The sequence below is a fragment of the Pelotomaculum isophthalicicum JI genome (genome assembly GCF_029478095.1).
GTDB classification, from domain to species: domain Bacteria; phylum Bacillota; class Desulfotomaculia; order Desulfotomaculales; family Pelotomaculaceae; genus Pelotomaculum_D; species Pelotomaculum_D isophthalicicum.
The window spans coordinates 116692-141852 of sequence record NZ_JAKOAV010000003.1; the positions used below are offsets into that span (position 1 = coordinate 116692).

Genomic DNA, 25161 nt, shown 5'->3' on the forward strand with positions numbered 1-25161 from the left:
TATTTTTATGGGAGGTTCCAAATGGATATTTACGAATTGATAAAAGCGAGAAGGAGTATTCGCAGTTATATAAGCCCGATGCGGTCGGTGAAGGTTTGGTGAAGCGTGTTTTGGAGGCGGCCCGCTTGGCTCCTTCGTGGAAGAATCTTCAGTGCTGGCGTTTTATCGTAGTATGCAGTGAAGAAAGTAAAAACGGAATATTGACAGCGATACCAGACGCCAACCCGGGGAAAAAAGCTATTGCCACAGCTCCAGTGGCAATAGTTCTCTGCGCTGATCCGCAGTCATCGGGTGTAATGGGAGATCGTTATTACTATTTAGTGGACTCTGGCATTGCCATGGAGCACTTGGTTCTCGCCGCTTCTGCCGAGGGGTTGGGAACATGCTGGATTGGTGTGTTTGATGAAAACATTGTAAAGTCTGCTTTGGCAATACCGGTTGGCTGGCGGGTAGTCGCCATGACCCCCCTTGGCTACCCTGATCAGGAGTCGAGCCCCCGCCCAAGGAAAAAAATCAATGAAATTGTTTTCCGGGAAAAGTGGAACAGTAATTTTTGATATGCTTAACGATTAAACTTAAAATCGATGGCACTCTGTAGGAGTATCTAATAGGCTAATAAAAATATTGAATTAGAAGTTGAAGAAAAAACAAAAATAACAAGTGAATTATAAAAAGGTGGTTGCATATTAGGAGCTTTGCTTAATGCAACCGACTTTAATCCATGCTTTCAGTAAGGCCTTACCGATGACTTATTTACTGCGCTCACTTTTAGTTAAGCTATCCATAAATTTGGGTTTTCCCGGAGGAATACATAGCAACAACCTGTTACACGCCCGGAGGTTAATGAACATTTCCTATTTGCTTAGTGTTATCAACCAATCTTCCCCTTCTTCTATAATAGTTATAGACCATTGTTGATTTTTTGCCAATCTTGAGATATTTTCTTTAGCGGCAACTGTATTCACTAATACCTTGATTGTTCCTCTGCCGCCCAGCTTATCAATTTCATTTTTTACCATTAATACGGGCTCAGGACAAGCTAGACCCCTCGCATCCTTTATTTCCGTCATTAAAAGGCACCTCCCGTCGGGATGATTTTTGTGTTTTAATATTAAAATAAACATTAAAGAAAGCAATTGCTCCAACCACAATAAGACCTATTACAACTGCAACCTGTCCAGGTACAGGAACTCCTTTGGTACCGGCGGCTAAGCCAAAGTTGTGAGCGAATGCGGCACCTAATAGCAACCCGGTGATCGTTACGGCAGAGTCAGTGTTACCCTCCGATGCTGCGATTAGCTGACGAAGCGGACAGCCTCCCAATAGGACACAGCCAAAACCACCCAAAGCCATACCAAGAAAGTTCCATAAGCCATCATTATGAGCTATTGGCTGACCTGCAAGACCTAAATGAAAATTTCCCATTAAGATGTTGCCGACTAGGGCTACAACAAAGATTGCTATAAAACCATAGAGCATATAAAGTTCCTTGAACAATATCAAATCCCTGATTCCGCCAATTAAACATAGCCTGGTGCGCTGGGCAAGCACACCGATAATGATCCCAGCGCCGAGTGATATAGCCAAGGGTGCGTGCATTGAGCCCGGCCCTTGTTGACTAAAATAGATAAACGCAGGCGCTGCCAGCAATAGAATAAGCAAAATTAAAATAACTGCGGGAAACATATAACCATTTGACTTATTCTGAATAACTGCCTGGCCAAGTGTAAAACCTTTTCTTAGAAAAACTGTACCCAAAGACACCCCAGCAACCAGACCAAGTAAACCCACCAGGGCGTTTAAGTCACCAGCCGACATTCTTAGAATCATTCTCAATGGACATCCTAAAAAAACGAGCATACCAAACATGACAAAGAAACCTAAGATAAACCTGGTAAACGTGCTTGAGCCGCCCCAAACACGAAAATCTTTTGAAATAACGGACGTTGCGAAGGCGCCTATAACCAAGCCTAAAATTTCAGGCCGAATGTATTGAACTGTGTTAACCTGTTGTAATCCAAGAGCGCCAGTGATATCGCGCAAGAAACATGCTATACATATACCCATATTTTGAGGATTTCCCAACTTAACCAGCAATATAGCTAGCGCCCCGACGATTGCACCGGTAATAATTATAGAAACTTTATTATTCAACCAATAAAACTCCTTTCTTTCATAGTAAATTAAAATTACTTTAATTAATAACTACTATTACCACATAAAGTCACCCCTTTCTTGTTTAAGATTTAAGTATTTATTCAATTACACGGCGCATAATCCTTTTATTTCATTGATAAAATTTATTTATAGTTAATTTGTTTCCAATAAGTTAATCGAATAATAATATTAATCATGCAAATAAAAGCCAGGATAGCATGTATAATGTATCCTGGCCTTATTATTCAAAGGTCAACCTGATCCTGAATCCCTATGCAATATGATTCATCTTCCATCCAGCAAGGCTTAGACTTATAAACTGTCTCACGATAATATTATTTTTTCCCATATACGCAGTGTTTCAGGGTGAACTTTAAGTAATATCTGTGACAGTATGCCAATATTTAACACTGGCTTCTCTTTATCCCCGGTAGACATTTTAATAACCGTCACTTATAGATATGATTTATAAGTTTATTATGTGGTTGCAAGTAGGATTTATAAAATTAATATGACATATTTATTAAAATAATTGAAAGGTATTTTTATGATTTAAGAAATTAATTTAGCTTTAGGTAAATAGATGTAATTCAAAATATAATTGAACTAAATATAGGTTATTAACACATAAATAATTTCAATAAATAAACTTAGGAATATTATATATTGATATTGATTATTTATGTAGGTGAGGTCTATAATGCGTATGAACTTATGACCATAATCCAAGGAGGAGTACAAAATTATGGAAATCAGCGTCTATGATAATGAGATATTAATGAGCCATTTTATGAATCCGAGCAATGTTGGAAAAATTGAGAATGCTGATGGAATTGGGATGGCGGGTAATCCCTCATGCAGCGATTACGTAAAGATATACATTAAAGTCGACGGTGATCAATTAAAAGACATAAAATATGAAGTACATGGCTGCCCGGCAGCTATTGCTACTTCCAGCGTTTTCAGCGAACTGGTTAAGGGCAAGCCGATTATGGAAGCCTTAGATGTAAATGATCAGGTTTGTTGACTTGCCGCCCGGCACTGGCGACGTTCCTTTGACTGTAATGCAATCCCTGCCTCTCAACGGGCTGATCGTTGTATCTTCGCCGCAAGATCTTGCCGTCATGATTGTGAGCAAGGCAATAAAAATGGCCCAATATATGAATATTCCCATCCTTGGCCTGGTTGAAAATATGAGTGGCGCCGTTTGTCCTCATTGTGGCGAGATATTTCAATTGTTTGGACCTAGTCAGGGTGAAGAAATTGCCCGGAAATTTCAGATACCGTATATTGGCGGCTTGCCGGTAGACCCCAATTTTTCAAAACTCTGCGATCATGGTAAGATTGAGGAGTATGAGCGCAACCTTTTTGCCAATTTTATCCCTGAAAATTTGACTCAATAGCATCGCGTCTATAATAGCTAATTATTACTGCACAGATAAACTTGTTATAAAAGATAACAATAATGTTATTTGAGAATTTAAAGAAGGTTAATATGATAGTTGCTGAACAAAAACCAGTTGTTGAAATTGCCAGGTATGTTGAAAAATATGACAAGGTATTACTGGTTGGCTGTGCTGGTTGTGTCACTGTATACCTAACCGGAGGTGACAAAGAAACCAGGATCCTGGCGAGTGCCCTTAGGATAAAACGACGTCTTGAAGGAAGACCGTTGGAAACAGTTACCTGCACCGTAACCCGCCAGTGCGAACCGGAATTCTGGAATGATACAATCAAAGGGTCCCTGTTTGTATAAGAGAATTGCAGCTTGCGGTGCAGGCACTGAATACCTCGCCGTTACACCAGAGGGAGACCTTTATCCCTGCCACCAGTTTGTTGGGAAGCATGAATTCATGATAGGCAACCTTGACACAGGCATAAAAAACAATGTACTACGTGAAAGATTTAGAAAGATTAACATATTAACTAAAGAAGAATGCCGCGGTTGCTGGGCAAAACTATACTGCTCAGGTGGTTGCCATGCAAATTCTTACTATGCATACGGAGACATTATAAAACCGGAGGAAATGTTTTGTGCGATGCAAAAGAAACGTTTAGAGTGCGCTATTATGATTGAAACAGATAAAATATTATATGCATAAAAACGGTATAATTTACTTGATTTTACCATCTTCCTCTTTATTGTCAGGTCCAAAAGATACTCCTTGCACGTTAACGTTAACACTTAAAACTTTTAAGCCTGTCATACTTTCAACAGCGTTTCTAACTTTTGTTTGTATTTGGTAGGCGACTTCTTGAATACGGCATCCATATTCAACAATTACATGTATATCAATTGTAGCTTCCTTTTCGCCTACTTCAGCTTTCACACCTTTAGACATATTCTTATGGCCCAGCTTTTCAGCAATACCTCCGGCAAGGCCCCCACTCATTCCGGATACACCTTCTACTTCCGTGGCGGCCAAGCCGGCAATTATTTTTACAACATCCTCAGAAATTTTAATCGTGCCGGAACCACCTTCATCTATTATAACTTGATTACCGTTGTCATCCATTTAGGATGCCTCCTCATTTAATCACTATTTTCCTAATTATACCATTTTAATATTGCTCTTGTCTATATAAACTAAAGGCACTAATAATTTTAGTCGTTACTACCATACGACTTCCTTGTACTTGCGCAATCGTTCCTTGATAGCTTCCCTGTTTGCGAGGAATTTGTCTTTTGATGGAATTATCCAGTTGTCCAGGTGTTCACGGCGGTGTTTATACGAGAAAAAGTGGTTTTGTATGTCGTCCGGGGTTGTTGTTAATGTCCATTTGCCTTCACTGAGTGAAACTCTCCCATTTATACCGCAAGTGCAGCACATCACTTCGCCTGAACCGGAAAAATGAAATGATTTGCTGTAACAAACCGGGCATTGTCCGGGCTCCGGATTTTTTCTATTGCTCTTTCCCTGCAGTTCAGCAGCGACAGTTACGCCCAAGCGCTTTGCCCCGTTTATGTTTTTTTCATCAAGGAGAACTTCTCCAGGGCCGGTTGCATATGCCTCCAAATAATCAACAATACGGTATCCGTATGCCAGGGGTAAGACATTTAGGTTTTCCACGCCTAGCGGGTTCCACTCGCTGTTGCCGGCCACACTAATTATTGCCGCGACCCTGTTGCGTCCAAAAACATCATCTAAGTCTTTCGCACAGATGAAAGCTCTGTCAATGACCATTTTCACAATGCCTGCCGGACTAAAAACATAAGTCGGCGCCGATACCAAAAGCCCGTCGGAGGTTTTCATTTTGTCCCATAGGAACGGCATATCATCATCTTTTATCACACATCTGCCGGTAAATACGCAGGACAAGCAACCGCGGCACTGTTTGATATTATAATCGGATAAGCGCAGGTATTCAACTTCCGTGCCGCTCTCCCGGGCGCTTAATAACGCTTCCTGCAACAGAACGTCTGAGTTTCCGTAACGCCGGCAGGAACAATTAATTCCCAGTACCTTATGCATGCAAAGACCTCCATTAAAATATGTTATATTTAGTTTCGTTGTTTATATGGAAATTCCTGTGCTTCAGTAAAATATACTTGAAATTTCCAGACGATACATGCAAATTTGTTGACTGGATTCTTGCCGATAGGATAAGATTATTGAAAAGGTTGAAAACTTACTGGGAGGCGTTTTTTTGGAATCGAAAGACTTGATTATTATTGGCGGCGGACCTGCCGGCCTGTCAGCAGGTATTTATGCTTCCAGAGCAGCTCTGGAAGCCGTCATGTTGGAAAGGGCAATGCCGGGTGGTCTGGTAATGAACACGGAATCTATTGAAAACTATCCGGGTTTTGCTGATAGTATCGGTGGCTTTGAGTTGATGGCCAGGATGGAGAGCCAGGCACGCCGTTTCGGCCTGGAGATTAGATCGGCTGAAGTGGAAGGCTTGAAACCAGCCGGCAATAAGTTGATTGTAGTAACCGGGCAAGGGGATATAACAGCCGGCGCCGTGATTATAGCCACAGGTGTTCAGCCTCAGCGTTTAAACGTGAAGGGGGAAGTTGAACTTACCGGAAGGGGCGTTTCATATTGCGCTACTTGTGACGGCCCATTTTTCCGAGGCAAAAGAGTTGCCGTGGTTGGTGGCGGAGATGCCGCTGTTGAGGAAGCTGTTTACTTGACCAAGTTTGCGGAAAAAGTTTTTATTGTCCACCGACGCGGTGAATTAAGAGCTACGAAAGTTGTTCAAAAGAAAGCTTTTGAAAACTCAAAGATTGAGTTTGTTTGGCATAACGTAGTTGATGAAATTCATGGGACCGATTCAGTTAAGTCCGTGTTGACCAGAGATGTCCGTGATAACGCGAAGAAACTCCTTCCTGTCGACGGCGCATTTATCTATGTGGGGAACATACCTGTATCCGGCATAGTCAAAGGGTTGGTTAACCTGGATGAAAATGGATATATTGTCACTGATGAAAATATGCGTACTTCATATCCGGGTATATATGCGGCAGGTGATGTGCGCAAAAAGATGTTGCGCCAGGTAGTGACCGCAGTATCAGATGGTGCGGTCGCCGCAGTGGCGGCTGAAAAATACCTTGAGGGAAATGGACAAACAAAATAGAAAGATAAATCGTAATTGCTTAGGAGTCAGGAGTCAGAATTCAGGAGTCAGAATGAGAGACCGGCGAGAGTATCTGAATATGTACTGGTATGGTAGAAGACGCACATGTTCGTGCTTGTTGTTGTCATTTTTTAAGAAGATTCTTTGATACGGCTATATTATTTATTCTGAATACTGACTCCTGACTCCTGAATACTCAAACAGTTACAGGCTTTGGGTTTAAAAGCCTGCTTTTTTAAATTTGATAGGAGACTAGTAATGGTCAACAGTTTTGTCATATGTGATTTGGAAACTACGGGACTGAGTCCTTTTGCGGATAAAATAATAGAAATTGGTTTAGTGCGGTTGGAAGATGGGCAAATATCAGGAAAGTTTCATGCCTTAGTCAACCCCAACCAACCACTCAACATAAAAATAAAAAGGTTGACCGGTCTTAACGACCAGGATTTAGCCGGTGCGCCCGTATTGTCCGAAGTGCTGCCGGAAGCGCTGGACTTCATTCAAGACAGCGCAATAGCAGGGCATAATATTGATTTCGACCTTGGATTTCTGGCCGCCGCGCGAGGCGAGCCGTTACGCAACCCATCTTATGATACTCTGGAACTAGCCCGTCTTGTTGTGCCGGACTCAAATAGCTTTCGGTTAGGTGCCCTATGCCGGTTTTTGGATATCGAATTTGAGAACGGCCATAGGGCGTTGGATGACGCTATTGCCACAGCGCACCTATTAACCGTATTGATCCAAAAGTTTCGGGAGATTGATATAAATGTTCTGACTCAATTGACTAAACTCCTGGCTGAGGCACGTTCAAATTGGCAAGGTTTTGCTGGTGAAATGGTTAAGGAACTGCTGAAAGTGTTCCCAGACAAGAAAATATCAGCCAGCCCTTATTGGCGCAAAGATGACAAGGTTAGTGAAGAAACGAACCATCGGGACAAGCAAAATGAGCAGGAAAGACATTTGCTCGACCCGGTTTACCTTGCCTCGCTTGTCGGAAAAGAAGGACCGCTGTTAAAAGCTATTTCCGGTTATGAATACCGCCCTCAGCAGGAAGCAATGGTCGGAGAGGTTGCCAGGGCTTTTAACGAAGAGAAATATCTGATGCTTGAGGCGGGAACCGGGGTAGGCAAGTCGATAGCTTACTTGATTCCGGCGGTGTTATGGAGCCTGAAGAACAGGGAAAGGGTGCTGGTGGCCACTAATACCATCAATCTCCAGGAGCAACTCTGGCTAAAGGACATTCCGGTACTGGCCGGAGTGATAAATCAGCGGTTTCGCGCGTCTTTGGCTAAAGGACGTCAGAATTATATTTGCCTGCGCCGCTGGTTTAATGCTTTAAACAGTTTGCATCAGCCGGATGAAGCGGCGTTTTTCGCCAGGGTTCTGACCTGGTTGGCATCAACAAAATCCGGGGACAGGACTGAACTGAACACCACTCCCGGTGAGGGGGATTACTGGCTTACAATCTGTGGAGATGCGGAAAGCTGTCTTGGAACGAGATGCCGCTACCGGATGGACTGTTTTATCAATAAAGCGAGAAAAGCGGTTGAAGAAGCAGACTTGATTATCACAAACCATTCCTTGCTGTTTTTAGATATCAGAAATGAAAACCGTGTGCTACCGGCTTACGGACCGCTAATCATAGATGAGGCCCATCACCTGGAAGATTCGGCCACCAACCACCTTGGCAGGCAAGTTACCCAAAGTATGTTGAACCGCTGGCTTAGCATGACAGGAAAAGCATTGAATAAGCTAGCGGAAATCATCCCACCGGGTGATCGTGAGCATTGGGAACAAGCGCTAAGAACAGCGTTACAAATCAGGTTGGAAACGGTTGAGAACGCACGTCTCTTCTTCCAGACACTTGGTGAACTTGCCGCGAACAAATTGAACGGTAGTAACATCAATAATAAATTCTACCGCTCAACTTTACGGTTGCCTGTTAATGATAATGGATATAGGACGGCAATATCTATAGGTGGGGAGCTAATAAACCTATTACGCGCACTATCGGAAACCGTTCAGAAGTTATCGGAAATCATGGAGCTGTGGTCAATATCCGCAGAAGTGTGGACTGAACAGGCTCGCGACCTATTGCAGATTAGCCAATTGGGTTTAGCATTGACTGATGATTTATTTTTTATTTTAGAAAGCGCTGATGAAAAGTTTGTATATTGGGCGGATATTGAGTTTTGGGCCGGGGGTCTGTTAAAACACTGCAGCCTGTCGGCAGCTCCGATAAATGTCGGTGAAATGTTATACGAGCTTTTTTATAAGAATAAAAAAACAGTGGTTTTTACTTCAGCGACTCTTTCAGTGAACGGAACCTTCGATCATTTTATTGAGCGGGTAGGATTGAATTACCTTCCAGCAGGGCGGCTGGCTGAGGCTCATTTTGATTCGCCGTTTATTTATGAACGCCAAGCGCTTCTTTGTATTAACCGTGACCTGCCTGTTCCGGGAGAAGTGGCATCTGATCTATATCTAGAGGAACTTGGAAATGTTATTGCCAAACTAGTTAGTGTAACTCATGGAAAAACTCTTGTACTCTTTACTTCGCACATGATCCTTCGTGAAACATACAATAGGCTGAAACCTAAGTTGGAAATAATGGATATTTATTTGTTGGGTCACGGAATAGACGGCAGCAGGACGAGGATTTTAGAAGAATTTAGATCCTCGGAAAGAGCGGTGCTTTTTGGCGCTTCGAGCTTCTGGGAAGGGGTGGACATACCAGGAGAAGCTTTAACATGTGTGGTTATGGTAAAATTGCCTTTCTGGTCGCCTAAAGTTCCGGTTATAGAAGCCCGTCTGGAGGATTTGGCAAGAAGGGAACGGGACGGCTTTAAAACTTTTAGTATTCCCCAAGCTGTAATTCGTTTTAAACAAGGATTCGGCAGGCTGATTCGCAGCGGCAGCGACCGTGGTTGTGTTGTTGTCCTAGATGCGAGGATTCTTGAAAAAAGTTATGGCAGACAATTTCTTAGATCGCTTCCATTAAAAAACCATATCCGCGGCGGCACTGATATGATCACAAGAAAATTGTCTGACTGGTTTAGGGATGGCGCTTAAAAAAAATTAGCACATTCAGCCAGGTTTTGAAATAGTATATTAACAGTTAATTTTAGAAGGAGTGTGATTCATATTGCGAGTATATTTTGTTAAGCTGCCATCTTTTATCAGGGCGTGGTTATTGAAGATTTATAAGTAGACAGCAAATTGTCAATACAATTATGAAACCCGTATTGGGGGCAGGCTGGAGCCTGTCCCTTCAGTTTGTAAACATATTTGAATCAGGTCCGGCATACTTTCTAAAAAAGAAGGGTGGGGTCTGATTTTGCCTGTATTTGTGCGGAGTTTCCGCTTAAAAAAAAGGTTAGTCATTATAATATTGTTATTAGTTATAACATTCTTATATGGCTATAAATATGCTGCTTCGCGTCATGAAGAAAGTAACATAGCAGCTTTGTCTTGGGTAGTTGCCAATAAGCTTATTGTTATTGACCCCGGGCATGGCGGAGAAGATCCGGGGGCAACGGGTACTACCGGAATTCATGAGAAAGATATTGTCCTAAGCGTATCAAAAAAACTGGCGGCTATACTGCGTGAAGCCGGCGCGGAAGCTGTGCTTACCAGAGACAGCGACAGGGAATTAAGCGACCCAAGCGTTAGTGATTTGTATACCGCAAAAATCCAGGATTTAAGCCGCAGGGTGGATTTGGCAAATAACCGGGGCGCGGATGTTTTTATCAGTATTCATGTGAATAGTTTCCCGGATCCACGGGAAGACGGCGCACAGACTTTTTATCAGCCTGGTTCGGAAGAAAGTAAAAAACTTGGTGTGGCTATCCAATATGAACTAAACCGGTTTCTAGCCAACCCGGGAAGGGAAGCTAAGCCGGTTGATTACTTTGCCAACCGGATGACCAAGATGCCCAGTACAATTGTGGAAATTGGTTTTATTACCAACCCAAAAGAAGAAAAATTAATGCTTGACCAGGATTATCAAGGTAAAGTGGCCTGGGCTGTTTATGCGGGGATAGTACGTTATTTTGCCATGTCAAAACCTGCTTTCGCGGTTCCTCTCAACCATATGGCTAATAATAATTAAAAATGTATCATTAGTTTATGGACCCCTCCGTGAGCCGAATTTTATCTTTTTCGTGCAGGAATTTTTGCTGTTAGCCTCGAAATTTATTAGGTGTAAGTAGACTGCACGTTACACAAGTAATATCATCAGGGGGGTTGGTTATGTTTCCTAACTTGGGTATGTCTGAGATTTTATTAATCTTAGTTATCGCACTGGTAGTTTTTGGCCCGCGCAAATTACCTGAAATCGGCAAGTCGTTGGGTAAAACGATAAATGAATTTCGAAGAGCTTCGCTGACCAGCTTTAGTGAATTAGAAAATGTAACAGAAGTGGCAAAAGAAGTGGCAAAAGAAGAAGTAAAAGAAGAGGATGTTCAAGTTGCAAAAGTTACTCAGGAAAAAGAGGCCTTGTTAAAAGGTTAACGGTAAAACACTCAAATCCCAATGAAGATTCAAAAAGAAATCCCGCATCACTATCAAAGTGGTACGGGATTACTATTTGAGTTACAATTTTGGGGCATCGTGGGGTCAAAGCTCCACTTGTTTTTTTAGCTTATTCTGTGTTACGCTTCCACGCTTCTGCCTGTTGAAACACTTTTCCCGGAAGATAAACCTTCTTGCTCATGATCTTCTTTAACCAAAATCGGGAAGTTTTCTACCACAAACAAGTAGGCTAAAGCTAAAGCGCTCCACATGCCTAAAGTAATCAGCCATTCCCAGATGCTGGGGAAGTAATGGCCGCCCGCGCTTTGAGCCATCCCTGTAAAGACCACGTTCATGCGGTTGAACACAACACCTACAACTACTAAAACTGATGCGGTGAAAACACCCCATTGCGTGTTGCGGATAGCGGGTATCGCGTACATAAAGATGGGAACCAGAACAAATACAATCATTTCCACTAAAAACATGTTGCTTTCGAAAGATCCGTTAAAAGCCATGGAATATACGCCGCGGTAGTTTAAGTCAATCATTTTAACAATAAAGTAGACAATCAACATACACATGGTAACTTTAGTGAGGCTTGAAAATACCTCCGTTTCCGGTTTTCTGTTATAGGCTCTTGCCGCCAGCGTTCCTTCTATAGTCACCATCGCCGGTCCCAGGAAGAAGGCAGACCAGACAAAGAAGAACGGTATAATCATAGACCACCATAACGGATTAAGCCGGTCTACTGTTACAATATAAAGCGAACCCAGTGACGACTGGTGCAAAGTGGGTAATACAATACCCAGGATTGTTAAAGGAACCATGGCCTTGCTTAAAATGTTCTTCAAAGGGCCGATTTTTACTCTTTCAAAGAATATATCCCCAAACTCTAATACTTGCACTGTGGTGTAAAGCGAAATGCACCAAAACACTTCAAACAGCACCGAGTGGAAACCCCAGTAAAAGAAGGGACGCCAGCAGTTTGTCCATCTCCCGATATCCATCAATAGACTCACCAAGGCAATTACATAACCAATCAACGAGGTTAACAGCGCGGCGCGGGCAATTGGCAGATACTTTTCTTTGTGCAATACGTGAACAATTAATGCCGTGCTGAAGCCGCCGCCCGCCAGGGCGATACCGCACAGCAGGTCAAATCCGATCCACAGACCCCAAGGCCATTCGTCACTTAAGTTGGTTACCGCGCCTAGCCCGAATACTAAACGTGCCAGGGCTACTACAATCGCAATACCGACTAAACCAATCAATAAATACCTGAATGGAGTAAGCTTAAAACTCCAGCTCTTTTGCATTTTAATATCACCTCCATTTAAAAAGATTTACTCATCTTTTTTTTCTTCAATAGTATTGACTGCTTCATACATATCCTCATGATGATGCACTTCGTCGCGTCTCTTTGTATAGAAATTCAAAGCCGTCAGGATGGCGCCCCAACCGACAAAGATATATGGCGTCCATTTAAGCACATTCCAGGTATAAGATGGAATAGACTTCTCGGAGACAGGTTTTCCGTATGCCGTGGTTTTTAAGCCGATTTCATCAAAAGGCACATCAGAAATATAAAGCCAGGATGTTCCGCCATACTCTTTTTCACCGTATACCCGTTTGATATAGTTGGGATTACTGTTAATTCTCTGCCATGCCTCTTTAAGCAACTCTTCTCTTTCACCATATTTCAAGGTGCCAGTCGGGCAAGCGGTCACGCAGGCAGGTTTTAATCCTTCCTCTTTCATGCGGTCATAACAAAACCGGCACTTTTGCACATAAGGAAGAGATTTATCCCATTGAAAAGAAGGTACTCCAAACGGGCAGGCAACCATACAGTAACGGCAACCTACACAATAATCCTGATTTAATTCGGTTGGCTTATAGATTACCGCGCCTTCTTTGGTTTTGACGAATGAGTGGGTGAAGCACGCCGACTCACACGCGGGTTCATCACAGTGCATGCATTGTCTTTTTACAAAACGCCATTTAACTTGATCGCCCTGTTCGATTAAATGGTAGTTCACTACAGTCCAGTTGTATGCGTCCGTTTTGCCAGGGGCGTCCCAGTTATTCGTAAATTCGGTTTTAGTGGCCGGTAAGTCGTTCCACGTTTTGCAGGCAACCATACAACTCCGGCAACCGATGCATCTGGAAACGTCCACCAATACACCCTTTGACATCCTCACACCTCCAGTTTCTACTAAGAATTAAGGCTTAGTGTATTTGTATTATTAAACAGCGCTCTTTGTTATATTGCAGAGAAAAGCTTTATACTCTGGAATCATTGTGTTGGCGTCACCGACACAGGGGGTTAAATCGTTCGCCGTGCTGCCGGGAGCTAGTCCTTGATAACCCCAGTGCCATGGCAACCCAATAACTTCCACTTCTTTACCGTTAACTTTCAGCGGTTTTAGAATAGGCATAACATTTACCTTGCACTTGATTTCACCGCGGGCCGTACTGACCGATACTATATCACCGGGTTTAACCCCTATCTTGCTTGCCAGATTCTTTGAAACTGTGGCAAACATTTCCGGCATCAGCTCGGCAAGCATCGGGCAGTTCCTGGTTACCGCACCGCTCTGATAATGTTCGACCATACGGTGGGTAGTGCCTATATACGGGAATTCCTGGCTGGCAGTTTGCGCCAGCTTGGAAAAGTCTCCTTTATACCTTGTGGCGACCGGGTTGTTTTGTTGCTTACTCATAATATTTGTTACCGGACTTTCTACCGGTTCATAGTGTTCAGGCATAGGCCCGTCCTTCATGCCGGTAGGAGCGAACAACCGCCCCGATCCCTCAGTGTTCATGATAAAGGAGTTGACCGCCGATTTATCGGGTGGTATAACAGCACCCGTAGCGGCGTCCTTTATGCCGAAATCAGGCACGTCGTTATTGACCCAGCTGGCGCCGTCCCAGGACACCAGCATTCTTTTCGGATCCCAGGGCTTTCCTGCCGGGTCGGCTGAACAGCGGTTGTACACAATACGACGGTTAACCGGCCAGGCAAAAGACCATTTGGAGAATAGGCCGAGACCGGTTTTATCTTCCCGGCTGCGTCTTTGACAGGCAGGTACTTTCAACACCGGGTCAACATACATGTAGCCTGTGAAGACCCAGACACCGCAGGCTGTTGAACCGTCATCCTTAAGGTTGGCGAAAGAATCAAGGACGTTGCCGTTTGCCACAACATAACCGTTCATTTCTTTCGCTATCTTCATAATATCCGGTTCGTCATGTCCATGCATATCGTAGTCCCAGACCATGTTTGTGATGGGGTCGGGGAACTTGCCGCCGGACTGGTATTCTTTATAAACAGCGCTTCTGATAGCATTCGCTATCCATAGGTCGCTCTTAGCTTGTCCGGGCGGTTCCACAGCTTTCCATCGCCATTGGATCCAGCGCGAACTGTTGGCCACCGTTCCTTCTTTTTCGTAAGAAAAAGCTGTTGGCAGCAGAAATACTTCTGTATTGATATCGGCGGGGTTTGCGCCGGGACGCTTCCAGAAGGAGGCCGTTTCAGTTTCAAATAAGTCGACAGCAACCATCCAGTCCAGTTTTTCCATAGCCTTGCGGGATGCTGAAGCCAGTGGCCCGCCAACTGCCGGGTTTTGTCCCCAGGCAAAGAACCCTTTGATTTTCCCTTCCGACATTGCCTGGAAAATAGCCATGTGCGAGTGGTCTTTTCCGGTATGCTTGGGCAGGTAATCGTAGCAGAAATCATTTTCTTTAGTGGCCTTATCCCCGTACCATGCCTTTAACATGCTGATAAAGAATTTCGGCCTGTTGGTCCAGAAACTTGTTTTGGGTGTTTCCTTTTCCAGGTAATCTTTAAGAGTCGGGTGAGTTGTCGCGCTAGCAGCGTTTAGATAACCGGGATAGTTACCGTAGAGCATGCCCATGTCGGTAGATCCCTGAACATTTGATTCGCCCCGCTGCGCGTTGACTCCGCCGCCGGCGATGCCGATGTTGCCCAGCAACAGTTGTAGCATGGCGGTTGCCCGCACATTTTGTCCGCCGTAAGTATGTTGGGTTATGCCCATGGCGTAAATTAAATTGCCGGCTTTGTCAGGTTTACCTGTTGAACAGTAAAGCTCACAAACCTGTTTGTAAGTATCTTCGGGAGTACCGGTAATATTGCAAACTGTTTTTATGTCATAGCGAGAAACATGTTTTTTGAGGATTTGGAAGACGCAGTTCGGATCCTGTAAAGTGGGATCTTTCCTGATGTTATCCCCGTCCATTTGATATTGCCATTTGCTTGTATCGTAGCTGAATTTCCCGTCTTTTTCCGTTAAGCCGGAAAAAACTCCATCGGCAAAACTATACTCGGGGTTAACTAAAAATGAGGCGTTAGTGTAGTTCACTACATAATCTTGGAAGTAAAGGTTGTTTTCAATAGCATAGTTCATCATGCCGTAAAGAAAAGCTATATCAGTCCCAGGCCGTATTGGGGCGTGAATGTTTGCCTTGGTTGCTGTTTTCGTGAACCTGGGGTCAACAACAATGACTTTGGCGCCTCTTTTTTCCACAGCCATACCCATAAAGCGCATGACCTGTGGGTGGTTTTCAGCGGGGTTGGCCCCGATGATTAAAAACACATCTGTGTTTCTGTAGTCAGTGAAACTGTTGGTCATTACTCCCCTGCCGAACGTATTGGCCAGACCGGCCACGGTGGAGGAGTGTCAGAGACGGGCATGGTGGTCTAGGTTGACGACCCCCAGCGAGCGCAAGAACTTATGCATGATGTAGTTTTCTTCATTGTCACAAGACGCGCTGCCCAGGTGGGCAATTGCCTGGGTACGGTTTACCGTGACCCCGTTTTCGTCTTTGACTTCAAAGCTTTCATCACGGGTTTTCTTGACCCTCTTGGCTATTTCCGTGAGAGCCCAATCCCAGTCTTTCTTTACCCATTCCTTACTTCCCGGAGCGCGGTAAAGCACATCCGTGATCCGCCGGTCATTTAATTTGCGCCGGCGATTGTTGTCCACAATGGTATTGGCGTCACCAAGAGCAATACCTTTACAACACATGGAACCTTCGTTGTTTGGGTTGTCCGGGTCACCTTCAATGTTTATTACCTTGTCACCTTCTGAATAAACAATAAGACCGCAACCACAGCCGCAAAAAGCGCAAACAGAAGCCGTTTCCTTTGCCTTTCTTATTTTTAGCGGCCCCGGATCAAAAGTGGGTCGGTTGCCTTCAGCAGTGCTAGCCATTGCCGGAACGGCGTTTATCCCTTCAAACAGGGCTGTTCCAGCTGTACCTAGTCCAAAAATTTTTAAGAAATCACGGCGACTAAGTTTATCCATTGGAATACCTAATCCCCCCCTTACGTAAAATTGAAAAAATAACCTCTCCTTCTTAAAAAACAACTAGCAGACTAACTAAACAAACCGGCTAACCATAGAAAAATTGGTTGCAACTCCCACCTCTCTTTCAAGGGGCAACAAACATACATTTAGGAATTTATGTATTTTTAAGTTACCACAGCTTTGTTTATATGATCTCAGCAAGTTGTTGCCGCTGCTTTTTCCGGGCAATACCCCGCTCAACTAAGCGCACAATTATTGCGCTCAATTCAAAAAGCAAGTACATTGGGCCGCTCACGATCAAGCAAGTTATTATATCTGGTGTTGGAGTTATTACAGCTGCCAGAATCACGATGGCCAGTATTGCGTAACGGCGGTTTTTGGCTAAGAATCTGTATTTAATTAGCTCCATCTTGGCTAAGAAATAGCTTATTAAAGGAAACTCAAAAATAACACCAAATGGTAATAAAAAGCCAATAGTAAAAGAAATATACTTGTCGATGGTCAGCATCGGAGCCATTTCAGGTCCGGCGAATTGCAGCAAAAAAGTGACGCCTAAGCGGTATACGCCCCAAAACCCAAAAGCTACACCAGCGACAAAACTAATAAATGAAATTAAAACAAAGAGGGTAAAATATACCCTCTCATTTTTTTTGAGAGCGGGGATGATAAAACTCCAGACCTGCCATAAAATAACTGGCAAAGAGGCCAGAAAACCAATAAAAAAAGACATTTTTATCTTGACAAAAATAGCTTCAGTTACCCCGGTAAAATAAACTTTCTGTCCCACGTTAGTCAATGGTTCCAGCAATACCGACAGAAACCGGTCACAAAAAAAATAAGCGACCACAGCTAGTACAGTTGTGCTAATAATAGAAATAATTAAAACCCGACGTAATTCTTCCAAGTGTTCCAACATAGGCATTTCGTCGGTTTTTTTAGCCACTTTATTTTCCCCCGCTTATGTTACTGTTCTTAACTTTTCACCGCTTTAACAGCCTGTTGTCCTTCTTGTTCCGCCATTGCTTTGGCTGATCCCGCCTCATCCATGATCTCATTTGATGAACGTCTAAATTCTTTGATGGTTTTGCCCACAGCCTTGCCCAGTTCCGGTAGTTTACCGGGTCCAAAAATAATAAGAGTCACGGCTAAAACTAAAATTAACTCCGGTGCTCCAATGTGCGGCATTATTAATGACCTCCTTTCCATGTCTATATTGTGTATACGACATAAATAGCTGAAAATCCTGCTGGATAATATTATTTTTCATAGTCTCTCAAAGGTTTGCCGGTGGTTGATCGAGTTGTTTGTTGAAGTAGCCTTCACTGACAGCCAGCAAATCAAGACCAATTGTATTAATATCTTCCCAAAATAAATTAACCGGTTCTTCCCCTGCTTTTTTCTCGTCAATGGTTTTGATATAACCACGGCATTCTTCACATATATATAGCCTGTATTTGTCCATTCCTTCAACAGTAATGAATTGAGATTCGTTGCTGTTACAGAATGGGCAACCCAGACGCTGAAAACGCCATTTTATTTCACAAAATCCACAATACAAATATCGCCCGCCACTTTCTTTTTCAAGCAAAGCAAAATTAGGGCGACCTCCGCATACCGGGCAGTTTCCTTTATACCAATGTTCAAGGTCACATAAGGGCAACACCTTTTCCACGTACTGCCGCATAAATAATTTAACAGTATGATTGAGTAATAAACCGAATGTATCGGCTGGAAGGTCTTGTTGAAGATTTGCCAGCAGGTTAATCCCCGGGATAAACGCTTTTGCTACAAATGATTCTTGATCGGCAGGATCAACCGGCAGCGCGGACTCTATTTGAACGATCTCCGATACTGTGTTAGGATGTGTTTTTTTGATTAAACCAGCGACCTGGCGCAAGATGTTAAAAAAAACAATAGTATTTACTCGTGGAGGGTAAATATTGATTAGAGGGCTGGTATTCTTATGTAAATTATTCAAGGATTCAGAGGAGGCTGAAGTAAAAGTAACGGCGTTTTCCGGTAGTGAAATCAGATCTAATTCTCTGTAAAAATCTACTAACATTTGTTGGATAAAATTGTTTTCCATAAATATCTCGCTTTCAGTGTTTTTTGACTGAATTCTTTTTAATTCTATTTATTTTGTTGTAAACTGTCAAGAAAATTCCCTTACGAGACTAATAAACGTTAAATCATATATAATGATCCGGTTACAATATGTATTCATATATTATTTGAATATTTTAAAGCAGCCAGGTAAAGATATTAATGATAGAAATTGTCAATTAAATTTTGGGGGGTTAAATAATGCTTTCTTATCGCACCATAGCCGGAATCGGAGCAGCTACACTGGCGTTATTAGCTCTATCCAGGGCTAATAAACATTTGCGCAATAGGACCTGTATTTCCGCGGAAAACTATGCGAGAAAAACGGCGGGACGTGTGGAAGGAATCATTCGCAGGCGTACATTAAAGAACTTAAGTGTAACGAATGATGTTATTTAAGATTATTCACGCGGTTGTGTAACCGGGCTAACAGAGAACTAATTGGGGTTGTAACAAAATACGCCACTTAAAGTGGCTTATTTTGTTGTATAATATTAAGGTGGGCAACTACTTTGGGGTTAGTATTCAGTAGTCAGTATTCAGTAGCCAGAATGAGAGAACGGTTTATTGTCCCGAGTATCCTAAATTATAACTACTGAATTCTGAAAGCATGAATAGTAACAGGGTAAGCGTTATAGGGAGGATAATTTAACTATGTCTTTGGTTGGAATAGTGATAGCAGTTGTTTTTTTTACTGCCGGGATCATCGGTACCATAATGCCTGTTTTACCCGGAGCGCCATTAATTTGGTTGGGGATGTTGATATACGGTATTTTTGTTAAGTTTAACAACATGTCGTGGCTCTTCTTCGCTGGTCAAGGGTTGGTTGTGGCACTAGTTTTTTTAATCGATTACTTAGCCGGTGTATGGGGTGTAAAAAGATATGGAGGATCGAAAGCAGCGGTTTGGGGAAGTGTCATCGGCGGTATTTTAGGTATATTGCTGCTGGGCCCGTTTGGACTAATCTTCGGTCCATTTATTGGTGCGGTAGCAGGGGAACTATATCGTAAAAGTGACCTGAATAAAGCTTTCCAGGTCGGGATCGGCACTTTAATTGGATTTCTGGGAGGAACCATTTTAAAACTGGCGGTGGAAGTGTTAATGATAATATGGTTCTTTACCGTTATATATTGATCTCAGGAGTTAGGAGTCAGTATGAGAGAATTAGAGAATGGTTTATTGTCTGGAAATATTCTGGATTCTAACTGCTGAATTCTGAATACCTTAATAGTAATAATAAATATAGTTTGGGGGAAGAGTGGCAATGAATTCTGGTAAGGATTACAAAGACAATGCGACTGTGCGGGTGGAGTTTACCGTTCGCTGGGGTGACTGCGATGCTGCCGGGATAACTTATTACGCGAAGTATTTTGATTGGTTTACGGACGGTCGTATAGCTTTTTTAGAAAAAGCGGGATTGCCCTATATGGCCACCTTTCATAACCATGGCATCGAATTGGTGGTTATTGACGCGTTCTGCCGTTATAGATTATCGTTGCGGCCTGTGGAAAAAGTATTCCTTGAAACTAGCGTAGCTTCATTAACCCGGACCAGGATTACTTTTACTTACCGCATTTTGAAAGAAGACAACACCGTCGCGGCTGAAGGAAGCACAAACCACGCTTTTGTGGATGAACGGGGCAAGCCGTTTAATTTAGCAAAGAAGTATCCTGAATTGTGGGACGAACTATACCGTACTTTAGGTGAGGGGGGTGGTATATAGAATTATCAGCATGGGACCAAAGTATGGGGTTATTGTGCAGGGAGGGAGTTTAGTGAAGTCTGTTCAGGACCGTGTGCAGGCGCTGCTCGACGCTTACCCTGTCTGGCCGCGCCGCACTATAGCCGGACATTTTGATGAGGCGGTAAAGAAATATCAAAACCGGACCCTGGTGTTCACCTTAGAGAAGGAATATACATATGCGGAGATGCAGGAGCGGTCCGATTTGCTGGCAAGGGGATTGCTGGCGCTGGGAATCAGGCCGCGTGAACATGTCGCCCTATTAATGGGCAATTACCCTGAGTTTATTATTAGCAAACTTGCCCTGACGAAAATCGGGGCTGTTTGTGTGCCGCTTAACACAATGCTGCTCGAACGTGAACTGGCCTTTTTATTGGAAGATTCGGACGTTGTGGCGTTAATATTTAATGATTCTCTTGGTAAAAACAACTATGTAGATATTATTGGCAGGATATGCAGTGAGTTGACCGTCCAACCTGACGGTATTAACGTTTCTTGTGCCGCTTTGCCTCGATTGCGCAATGTTATATGTTTTTCAGCAAACGACAGTATATATGACGATCTGATGAGTTTTAACGATTTGTACAGGCTTGGCGAGGGCATATCGCCCGATGAATTGCAGCGTGTGCGGCAAGCCACTGAATATCCCGATGATATTTGCGATATTATGTACACCTCAGGAACCACCAGCCTGCCCAAAGGCGCCATGATGAGCCACGACATGCTTTTGCGGAGCTCATACGCGGCGTGTCTTACCCGCGCTGTTGAAGACGGCCGCCGGATTTACTTTCCGCTGCCTCTTTATCATATATTTGCATATGAGTTAGGTCTACTTGTCGTCACTTTTGTTGGCGGAGCGATAGTTACGCATGCGCAGTTCACCCCCCGTGAGGCGTTGGAATTAATGGAGAAAAGCCGTGCCAATGATTTTCTTTGTGTCCCGTCGATTCTCCTCGCTGTGCTCAATCACCCGGATTTAAAAAAACATGATCTTAGCTCTCTGCATGCCACGATGTGCGGCGCCACGCCGGCGCCGGTGCCTCTCTGGCAGCGGGCTGTCGATGAACTGAATTTGCAGGAAATGTGCGCCGGATACGGTATGACCGAGGTTTCCGGGGCCAGTACAATAACCTCGCCAGGCGACCCGGTGGAGGTTATGGCTACCCGCGTGGGGCGGCTCGTGATGGCCAACTGTAGCGGTTTGCCGGAGTTCGGCAACCGCAATATTCAATATAAAGTGGTTGACCCCTTTACCGGTAAGGAACTGCCGCCAGGCGAAGAGGGGGAGTGGGTTTGCCGCGGCAACATGGTGACCAGGGGTTATTACAAGCGGCCGCAGGAAAACGTTGAATTGATCGACAAGGATGGCTGGCTGCGAACAGGTGATTTGGGAATAATCCACCCGGACGGTCTTTTCCAAATAACCGGGCGCAGTAAGGAAATCTATAAAATATCCGGTGAAAACGTTTCGCCCAAAGAGGTTGAAGAAGTCATCAGCACTCACCCTAAAGTCAATCAAGTTTATGTGTTGGGGGTCCCTGACCGGAATATGGGTGAAGTGGGCGTGGCATTTATTGAATTAAAACCGGGTGAAGAATCCACCAGGCGGGAAATTGTCGGATACTGTAAGGGTAAACTGGCTCGCTTTAAAATCCCGCACCATATTTTTTTCACATCCTCATCAGAGCTGCCCTTTACAAGCTCAGGCAAAATTAAAAAGTATAAACTGGCCGAGCGTGCCTTATCGCTGCTTGAAAAAGATGGGAAGAAGTCTTGACACGAAAGCAACCTCCGTTGGTTTACCGCCTAGGAGGTTGCTTTTTATATCAAAATATTTCGAAGCAAGATTATGCTAGGGATGTATTCCCAGTTCCTTGGCCAAAGCCTGGAACGCTGGTAGCGATCTCAAGATGATTTGTTTGCTGACACAGTATGCGATGCGGAAGTACCCTGGTGTGCCAAAACCGCTGCCCGGCACTACGAGGATATTATGTTTTTGAGCGATTCTGACAAACTCCACGTCATCTTTTACCGGGGATTGCGGGAAAAGGTAAAAAGCCCCCTGCGGCTTAATCATTTTAAAACCCATGGCAGTTAAATTGTCATACAGGAGATCTCTTTTTTCCTGATATTCGGCGATGTTGACACTTTCATGCTGTAGTCCGGCCACGAGGTGCTGCATTAACGCCGGGGCGTTGACGAATCCGAGAGTGCGGTTGCAAAAAACCAGCCCCTCCATTAACAGGTCCGCCTGATCAATTTTGGGAGAGATAGCAGCATACCCGATCCGTTCTCCTGGCAGGGCGAGGTCTTTGCTATGGGATGTGACTACGACGCTGTTCTTGATATACTTGAAAACGCTGGGGACGGTGGTGCCGTCGTAAGTGATTTTTGCATAAGGTTCGTCTGATATGACAAAAACCGCGTGTCCAATTTCTTTTTCCTTGGTTTCGAGCAATTTTCCCAAATCCGCGAGTGAACCGGCACCGTAAACCACGCCAGTGGGGTTGTTGGGAGTATTAATGATAATTGCTTTGGTATTTGCCGATATCGCTGTGTTTATGGCGTTCAAATCAAGCTCGAATTCATCGGTAGTCTTAACTTCCTTGAAAACTCCACCGTGATTGTCTATATAAAACTTATACTCCACAAAGAAGGGCGATAGAATAATAACCTCGTCGCCAGGATCGAGAATGGTTTTGAGCACGACGTTTAACGCTCCGCCGGCTCCACAGGTCATAACAATATGATTCTCTTTAAAAGAAAGACCGCATTGTTCCGCCAGCGCTTCAGCAACAGCCCGGCGTGTTTCAGGGTAGCCCGCATTGCTCATGTAGCGGTGCATGCCCGTTATTGGCTCCAGCGCGATCTTTTTTAATGCTTCCTTAAATGCTTTTGGCGGCTCAACATCCGGGTTTCCTAGAGAAAAATCATAAACATTCTCATCCCCGAACTGTTTCCGCAACCTTTCTCCTTCTTCAAACATCTTCCTGATAAAAGATGCGTTTGTAAGTAGTGTATTAATCTTTTTAGAAATCGTCATTATATCACACCCCTTATATTGTTGGGTTTTATTATCGTTGTCGTACACCATATTGTAATGATTCAATATTTAGGTGATTTATTGAAATATGTTTTTCTGTTGTCGAATATTAGCAGATAATTCGTCAGATATTGACAAATTCCTGCAATAATACCCCCTAGTTATTAATTTTTAGCTACCCTATAATAATATGGCAGGCATGAATTATTTGCAACAAGGAGATGGAGATGGAAGATGACAATAATAACGGGTATGACTCCGAACGGCCAGATAACAATACCTCGTTCAACAATGAAGCTGCTTGGCTTAAAAGCTGGCTGTGAAGTATCGATCGAGATCGTTAACGGATCGGTTGTTTTAAAAAAGATTGATGAGATGGTGGAGAGTAAGGAAGACAGCTTGATTTTTAAAGCAGGTTAGCGGTATTATAACAATTTTTTATTAAGGATGATTTTGCATGCCTTTAGTTCAGGCAGAAGTAATATTTTACAGAAAAGGACTTGATGGTCCCGTCCATGTCGGGTGGGGTAGAATAACCGGTAATGGGATTAATCTTGTGGCCGTTGCCGGTAGTAAAATATATCTGTTCTCTCCTTTGAATCAGAGCTATAATCTTGATGCTGTGATAGATGTAGGTACAACAATTTTAAGTCTGGCAGTGGGACTACGGTACCAAGGCATAGACAAAATTATTTTGGGAACGGAAGACAGAGTGATTGTTTACGGTGAAGGGACAGTTGATGAGCAGATTTCTATTGTTAAAATATGGGAGTATGAAGCCGAGCCAGGCGCCCGTTTTGTTGATTTGACAACGGCGGTTCTGAGCAGTGATACCGGTGAGACTGTCATTGCCGCGTCTGAAGGCAAGCAAGCGCTGTATTTTTACCAAACCCTAGGGCAAGCTGCCGCTTCGCAGCAATTAGGGCTGCTGGCCATCAGGGTATTGCCGGGACCGGCTCAAAAAGTAGCCGTCCTGTCGAGGGGTGAGGCAGAGACACCGGCGATTGTAGCCGCTTATAAAAACGACGGTACTTCCGGGCTTTTGACTTTGTATTATACTGAAGCGGGGTTTGCGGAAGGACCCGCGCAAGTAAACCTGCCGGCCAGGGTGAGTTCGATGACTGCCGGTCATTTAAGGCCTGCTCCGGGGGATGAACTGGTTTGGGGTGGCGAAGACGGTATATTCAGGATTATAGAAGTTAACGAGGAGTTAAGAACGGTGCTGAACTCCGATAACTTGGGCAGCAATATAACTGCGCTTACGGCAGGCAAGTTGACGGGTGAAGAGGCGGAGACGTTACTGGCGGGTACTCCGGAAGGTTATCTTTTCGGATACAGGGCTCCGGTTGAAAACAGCAGCCCTGACTGGACGGTGCTTATAGGCAATCCTGTAAACGATCTTGCTATAAGCGAAGAGTGCCTTGTCGGGCTGGGAACCGCGGACGGCGGCCTGCAAGTGTGGCGTTTGGTGCCTGAGGGTTTCTTGCTGCATGAGGCCAAAACCGGTGAAACGCTGGAAGCAATTGCAGCTATTTACCATACGACAGTAAGCATATTGGTCGAGACGAATCGCATTACCAACCCTGATCTAATCTTTCCCGGACAGGTATTGTTGATTCCGCAGCTTCCATGAGCAGACTGTCTGTATTGACACTCCGGTAGACGGAAGATATACTTTTACAATATAGGTTCAGTTT

The 25161-nt window shown here is 43.9% G+C and carries 26 protein-coding genes; 15 read left to right on the top strand and 11 right to left on the bottom strand.

The window, feature by feature from the left end; all coding sequences use genetic code 11:
• The first annotated feature begins 98 nt into the window (after positions 1 to 98).
• Positions 99 to 557, top strand: a complete 459-nt coding sequence (locus tag L7E55_RS02930) for a nitroreductase family protein (protein WP_277442529.1) — start codon at positions 99 to 101, stop codon at positions 555 to 557.
• Between the two features lie 297 nt (positions 558 to 854).
• On the opposite strand, the gene L7E55_RS02935 is transcribed toward L7E55_RS02930, so the two are convergent.
• Together L7E55_RS02935 and yedE are read right to left on the bottom strand one after the other, a co-directional pair.
• On the bottom strand, positions 855 to 1070 hold the full coding sequence (locus L7E55_RS02935) for a sulfurtransferase TusA family protein (protein ID WP_277442530.1): 216 nt from the start codon (positions 1068 to 1070) through the stop codon (positions 855 to 857).
• Positions 1030 to 2154 carry a YedE family putative selenium transporter gene (yedE, locus tag L7E55_RS02940; RefSeq protein WP_277442531.1) on the bottom strand — a complete coding sequence of 375 codons (1125 nt, stop codon included), beginning with the start codon at positions 2152 to 2154 and terminating at the stop codon, positions 1030 to 1032. Before yedE ends, L7E55_RS02935 begins: the two co-directional genes overlap by 41 nt.
• A gap of 748 nt (positions 2155 to 2902) precedes the next feature.
• On the opposite strand from yedE, the gene L7E55_RS02945 reads away from it, so the two are divergent.
• From L7E55_RS02945 to L7E55_RS02960, 4 genes are all read left to right on the top strand, one after another.
• Positions 2903 to 3184, top strand: coding sequence for an iron-sulfur cluster assembly scaffold protein (locus L7E55_RS02945; protein ID WP_277442533.1), 282 nt, complete (start codon positions 2903 to 2905; stop codon positions 3182 to 3184).
• Positions 3168 to 3560, top strand: coding sequence for a P-loop NTPase (locus L7E55_RS02950; RefSeq protein ID WP_277442534.1), 393 nt, complete (start codon positions 3168 to 3170; stop codon positions 3558 to 3560). The genes L7E55_RS02945 and L7E55_RS02950 overlap by 17 nt, the downstream gene beginning before the upstream one ends.
• 92 nt (positions 3561 to 3652) lie before the next feature.
• Complete coding sequence (locus L7E55_RS02955) at positions 3653 to 3913, top strand: hypothetical protein (protein ID WP_338091151.1); 261 nt, start codon at positions 3653 to 3655, stop codon at positions 3911 to 3913.
• A complete protein-coding gene (locus L7E55_RS02960; protein ID WP_277442536.1) occupies positions 3906 to 4259 on the top strand; it encodes an SPASM domain-containing protein in 354 nt (117 codons plus the stop codon). The genes L7E55_RS02955 and L7E55_RS02960 overlap by 8 nt, the downstream gene beginning before the upstream one ends.
• 12 nt (positions 4260 to 4271) lie before the next feature.
• Here the strand turns inward: L7E55_RS02960 and L7E55_RS02965 are convergent, their stop codons facing one another.
• Complete coding sequence (locus L7E55_RS02965; protein WP_277442537.1) at positions 4272 to 4673, bottom strand: Asp23/Gls24 family envelope stress response protein; 402 nt, start codon at positions 4671 to 4673, stop codon at positions 4272 to 4274.
• 99 nt (positions 4674 to 4772) lie between these two features.
• Positions 4773 to 5630 carry a flavodoxin family protein gene (locus L7E55_RS02970; RefSeq protein WP_277442538.1) on the bottom strand — a complete coding sequence of 286 codons (858 nt, stop codon included), beginning with the start codon at positions 5628 to 5630 and terminating at the stop codon, positions 4773 to 4775.
• Positions 5631 to 5805: 175 nt separating this feature from the next.
• On the opposite strand from L7E55_RS02970, the gene trxB reads away from it, so the two are divergent.
• The 4 genes from trxB to L7E55_RS02990 all read left to right on the top strand — a co-directional run bounded on the left by trxB (position 5806) and on the right by L7E55_RS02990 (position 11247).
• Positions 5806 to 6735, top strand: coding sequence for a thioredoxin-disulfide reductase (gene trxB / locus L7E55_RS02975; RefSeq protein ID WP_277442539.1), 930 nt, complete (start codon positions 5806 to 5808; stop codon positions 6733 to 6735).
• 258 nt (positions 6736 to 6993) lie between these two features.
• Positions 6994 to 9807, top strand: a complete 2814-nt coding sequence (locus L7E55_RS02980) for a helicase C-terminal domain-containing protein (protein ID WP_277442540.1) — start codon at positions 6994 to 6996, stop codon at positions 9805 to 9807.
• Positions 9808 to 10072: 265 nt separating this feature from the next.
• Positions 10073 to 10846 (top strand): N-acetylmuramoyl-L-alanine amidase, encoded by a 774-nt coding sequence (locus L7E55_RS02985; protein WP_277442542.1) that lies wholly within the window; start codon positions 10073 to 10075, stop codon positions 10844 to 10846.
• Positions 10847 to 10986: 140 nt separating this feature from the next.
• Positions 10987 to 11247 carry a twin-arginine translocase TatA/TatE family subunit gene (locus L7E55_RS02990; protein ID WP_277442544.1) on the top strand — a complete coding sequence of 87 codons (261 nt, stop codon included), beginning with the start codon at positions 10987 to 10989 and terminating at the stop codon, positions 11245 to 11247.
• 140 nt (positions 11248 to 11387) lie between these two features.
• Here the strand turns inward: L7E55_RS02990 and nrfD are convergent, their stop codons facing one another.
• The 6 genes from nrfD to L7E55_RS03020 form a co-directional block, all read right to left on the bottom strand.
• Positions 11388 to 12566 (bottom strand): NrfD/PsrC family molybdoenzyme membrane anchor subunit, encoded by a 1179-nt coding sequence (gene nrfD, locus L7E55_RS02995; RefSeq protein ID WP_277442545.1) that lies wholly within the window; start codon positions 12564 to 12566, stop codon positions 11388 to 11390.
• Positions 12567 to 12593: 27 nt separating this feature from the next.
• The gene (locus tag L7E55_RS03000) at positions 12594 to 13442 is read right to left on the bottom strand and encodes a 4Fe-4S dicluster domain-containing protein (RefSeq protein ID WP_277442547.1); all 849 of its coding nucleotides are present in this window, start codon (positions 13440 to 13442) and stop codon (positions 12594 to 12596) included.
• A 51-nt stretch (positions 13443 to 13493) separates the two neighbouring features.
• A complete protein-coding gene (gene fdnG, locus L7E55_RS03005) occupies positions 13494 to 16574 on the bottom strand; it encodes a formate dehydrogenase-N subunit alpha (RefSeq protein WP_277442549.1) in 3081 nt (1026 codons plus the stop codon).
• A gap of 187 nt (positions 16575 to 16761) precedes the next feature.
• A complete protein-coding gene (tatC, locus tag L7E55_RS03010) occupies positions 16762 to 17520 on the bottom strand; it encodes a twin-arginine translocase subunit TatC (protein WP_277442550.1) in 759 nt (252 codons plus the stop codon).
• Positions 17521 to 17549: 29 nt separating this feature from the next.
• Complete coding sequence (locus L7E55_RS03015; RefSeq protein WP_420851996.1) at positions 17550 to 17762, bottom strand: twin-arginine translocase TatA/TatE family subunit; 213 nt, start codon at positions 17760 to 17762, stop codon at positions 17550 to 17552.
• A gap of 88 nt (positions 17763 to 17850) precedes the next feature.
• Entirely contained in the window at positions 17851 to 18663 is an 813-nt protein-coding gene (locus L7E55_RS03020; protein WP_277442552.1) for a formate dehydrogenase accessory protein FdhE, read from the bottom strand.
• A 218-nt stretch (positions 18664 to 18881) separates the two neighbouring features.
• Here L7E55_RS03020 and L7E55_RS03025 point away from each other — a divergent pair, with 218 nt between their 5' ends.
• From L7E55_RS03025 to L7E55_RS03040, 4 genes are all read left to right on the top strand, one after another.
• The gene (locus tag L7E55_RS03025) at positions 18882 to 19079 is read left to right on the top strand and encodes a hypothetical protein (protein ID WP_277442553.1); all 198 of its coding nucleotides are present in this window, start codon (positions 18882 to 18884) and stop codon (positions 19077 to 19079) included.
• A gap of 255 nt (positions 19080 to 19334) precedes the next feature.
• The gene (locus L7E55_RS03030) at positions 19335 to 19814 is read left to right on the top strand and encodes a DUF456 domain-containing protein (protein WP_277442555.1); all 480 of its coding nucleotides are present in this window, start codon (positions 19335 to 19337) and stop codon (positions 19812 to 19814) included.
• Positions 19815 to 19944: 130 nt separating this feature from the next.
• Positions 19945 to 20403, top strand: a complete 459-nt coding sequence (locus L7E55_RS03035; RefSeq protein WP_277442556.1) for an acyl-CoA thioesterase — start codon at positions 19945 to 19947, stop codon at positions 20401 to 20403.
• A 52-nt stretch (positions 20404 to 20455) separates the two neighbouring features.
• On the top strand, positions 20456 to 22198 hold the full coding sequence (locus L7E55_RS03040) for an AMP-binding protein (protein WP_277442558.1): 1743 nt from the start codon (positions 20456 to 20458) through the stop codon (positions 22196 to 22198).
• A 75-nt stretch (positions 22199 to 22273) separates the two neighbouring features.
• Here the strand turns inward: L7E55_RS03040 and L7E55_RS03045 are convergent, their stop codons facing one another.
• Positions 22274 to 23464, bottom strand: a complete 1191-nt coding sequence (locus tag L7E55_RS03045; protein ID WP_277442561.1) for a pyridoxal phosphate-dependent aminotransferase — start codon at positions 23462 to 23464, stop codon at positions 22274 to 22276.
• A gap of 234 nt (positions 23465 to 23698) precedes the next feature.
• Here L7E55_RS03045 and L7E55_RS03050 point away from each other — a divergent pair, with 234 nt between their 5' ends.
• Together L7E55_RS03050 and L7E55_RS03055 are read left to right on the top strand one after the other, a co-directional pair.
• Positions 23699 to 23884 (top strand): AbrB/MazE/SpoVT family DNA-binding domain-containing protein, encoded by a 186-nt coding sequence (locus L7E55_RS03050; protein WP_277442563.1) that lies wholly within the window; start codon positions 23699 to 23701, stop codon positions 23882 to 23884.
• 37 nt (positions 23885 to 23921) lie between these two features.
• A complete protein-coding gene (locus L7E55_RS03055; RefSeq protein WP_277442565.1) occupies positions 23922 to 25097 on the top strand; it encodes a LysM peptidoglycan-binding domain-containing protein in 1176 nt (391 codons plus the stop codon).
• Positions 25098 to 25161 lie beyond the last annotated feature (64 nt).

Coding starts and splice junctions, on each gene's coding strand:
- L7E55_RS02935 (WP_277442530.1), bottom strand. CDS start 1,070: ATGACGGAAATAAAGGATGCGAGGGGTCTAGCTTGTCCTGAGCCCGTA.
- L7E55_RS03015 (WP_420851996.1), bottom strand. CDS start 17,762: ATGCCGCACATTGGAGCACCGGAGTTAATTTTAGTTTTAGCCGTGACT.
- L7E55_RS03030 (WP_277442555.1), top strand. CDS start 19,335: ATGTCTTTGGTTGGAATAGTGATAGCAGTTGTTTTTTTTACTGCCGGG.
- L7E55_RS02990 (WP_277442544.1), top strand. CDS start 10,987: ATGTTTCCTAACTTGGGTATGTCTGAGATTTTATTAATCTTAGTTATC.
- L7E55_RS02965 (WP_277442537.1), bottom strand. CDS start 4,673: ATGGATGACAACGGTAATCAAGTTATAATAGATGAAGGTGGTTCCGGC.
- L7E55_RS02955 (WP_338091151.1), top strand. CDS start 3,653: ATGATAGTTGCTGAACAAAAACCAGTTGTTGAAATTGCCAGGTATGTT.
- L7E55_RS02950 (WP_277442534.1), top strand. CDS start 3,168: ATGATCAGGTTTGTTGACTTGCCGCCCGGCACTGGCGACGTTCCTTTG.
- nrfD (WP_277442545.1), bottom strand. CDS start 12,566: ATGCAAAAGAGCTGGAGTTTTAAGCTTACTCCATTCAGGTATTTATTG.
- L7E55_RS03050 (WP_277442563.1), top strand. CDS start 23,699: ATGACAATAATAACGGGTATGACTCCGAACGGCCAGATAACAATACCT.
- L7E55_RS03035 (WP_277442556.1), top strand. CDS start 19,945: ATGAATTCTGGTAAGGATTACAAAGACAATGCGACTGTGCGGGTGGAG.
- L7E55_RS02970 (WP_277442538.1), bottom strand. CDS start 5,630: ATGCATAAGGTACTGGGAATTAATTGTTCCTGCCGGCGTTACGGAAAC.
- L7E55_RS03020 (WP_277442552.1), bottom strand. CDS start 18,663: ATGGAAAACAATTTTATCCAACAAATGTTAGTAGATTTTTACAGAGAA.
- L7E55_RS02945 (WP_277442533.1), top strand. CDS start 2,903: ATGGAAATCAGCGTCTATGATAATGAGATATTAATGAGCCATTTTATG.
- L7E55_RS03055 (WP_277442565.1), top strand. CDS start 23,922: ATGCCTTTAGTTCAGGCAGAAGTAATATTTTACAGAAAAGGACTTGAT.
- L7E55_RS02980 (WP_277442540.1), top strand. CDS start 6,994: ATGGTCAACAGTTTTGTCATATGTGATTTGGAAACTACGGGACTGAGT.
- L7E55_RS03025 (WP_277442553.1), top strand. CDS start 18,882: ATGCTTTCTTATCGCACCATAGCCGGAATCGGAGCAGCTACACTGGCG.
- L7E55_RS03000 (WP_277442547.1), bottom strand. CDS start 13,442: ATGTCAAAGGGTGTATTGGTGGACGTTTCCAGATGCATCGGTTGCCGG.
- L7E55_RS03045 (WP_277442561.1), bottom strand. CDS start 23,464: ATGACGATTTCTAAAAAGATTAATACACTACTTACAAACGCATCTTTT.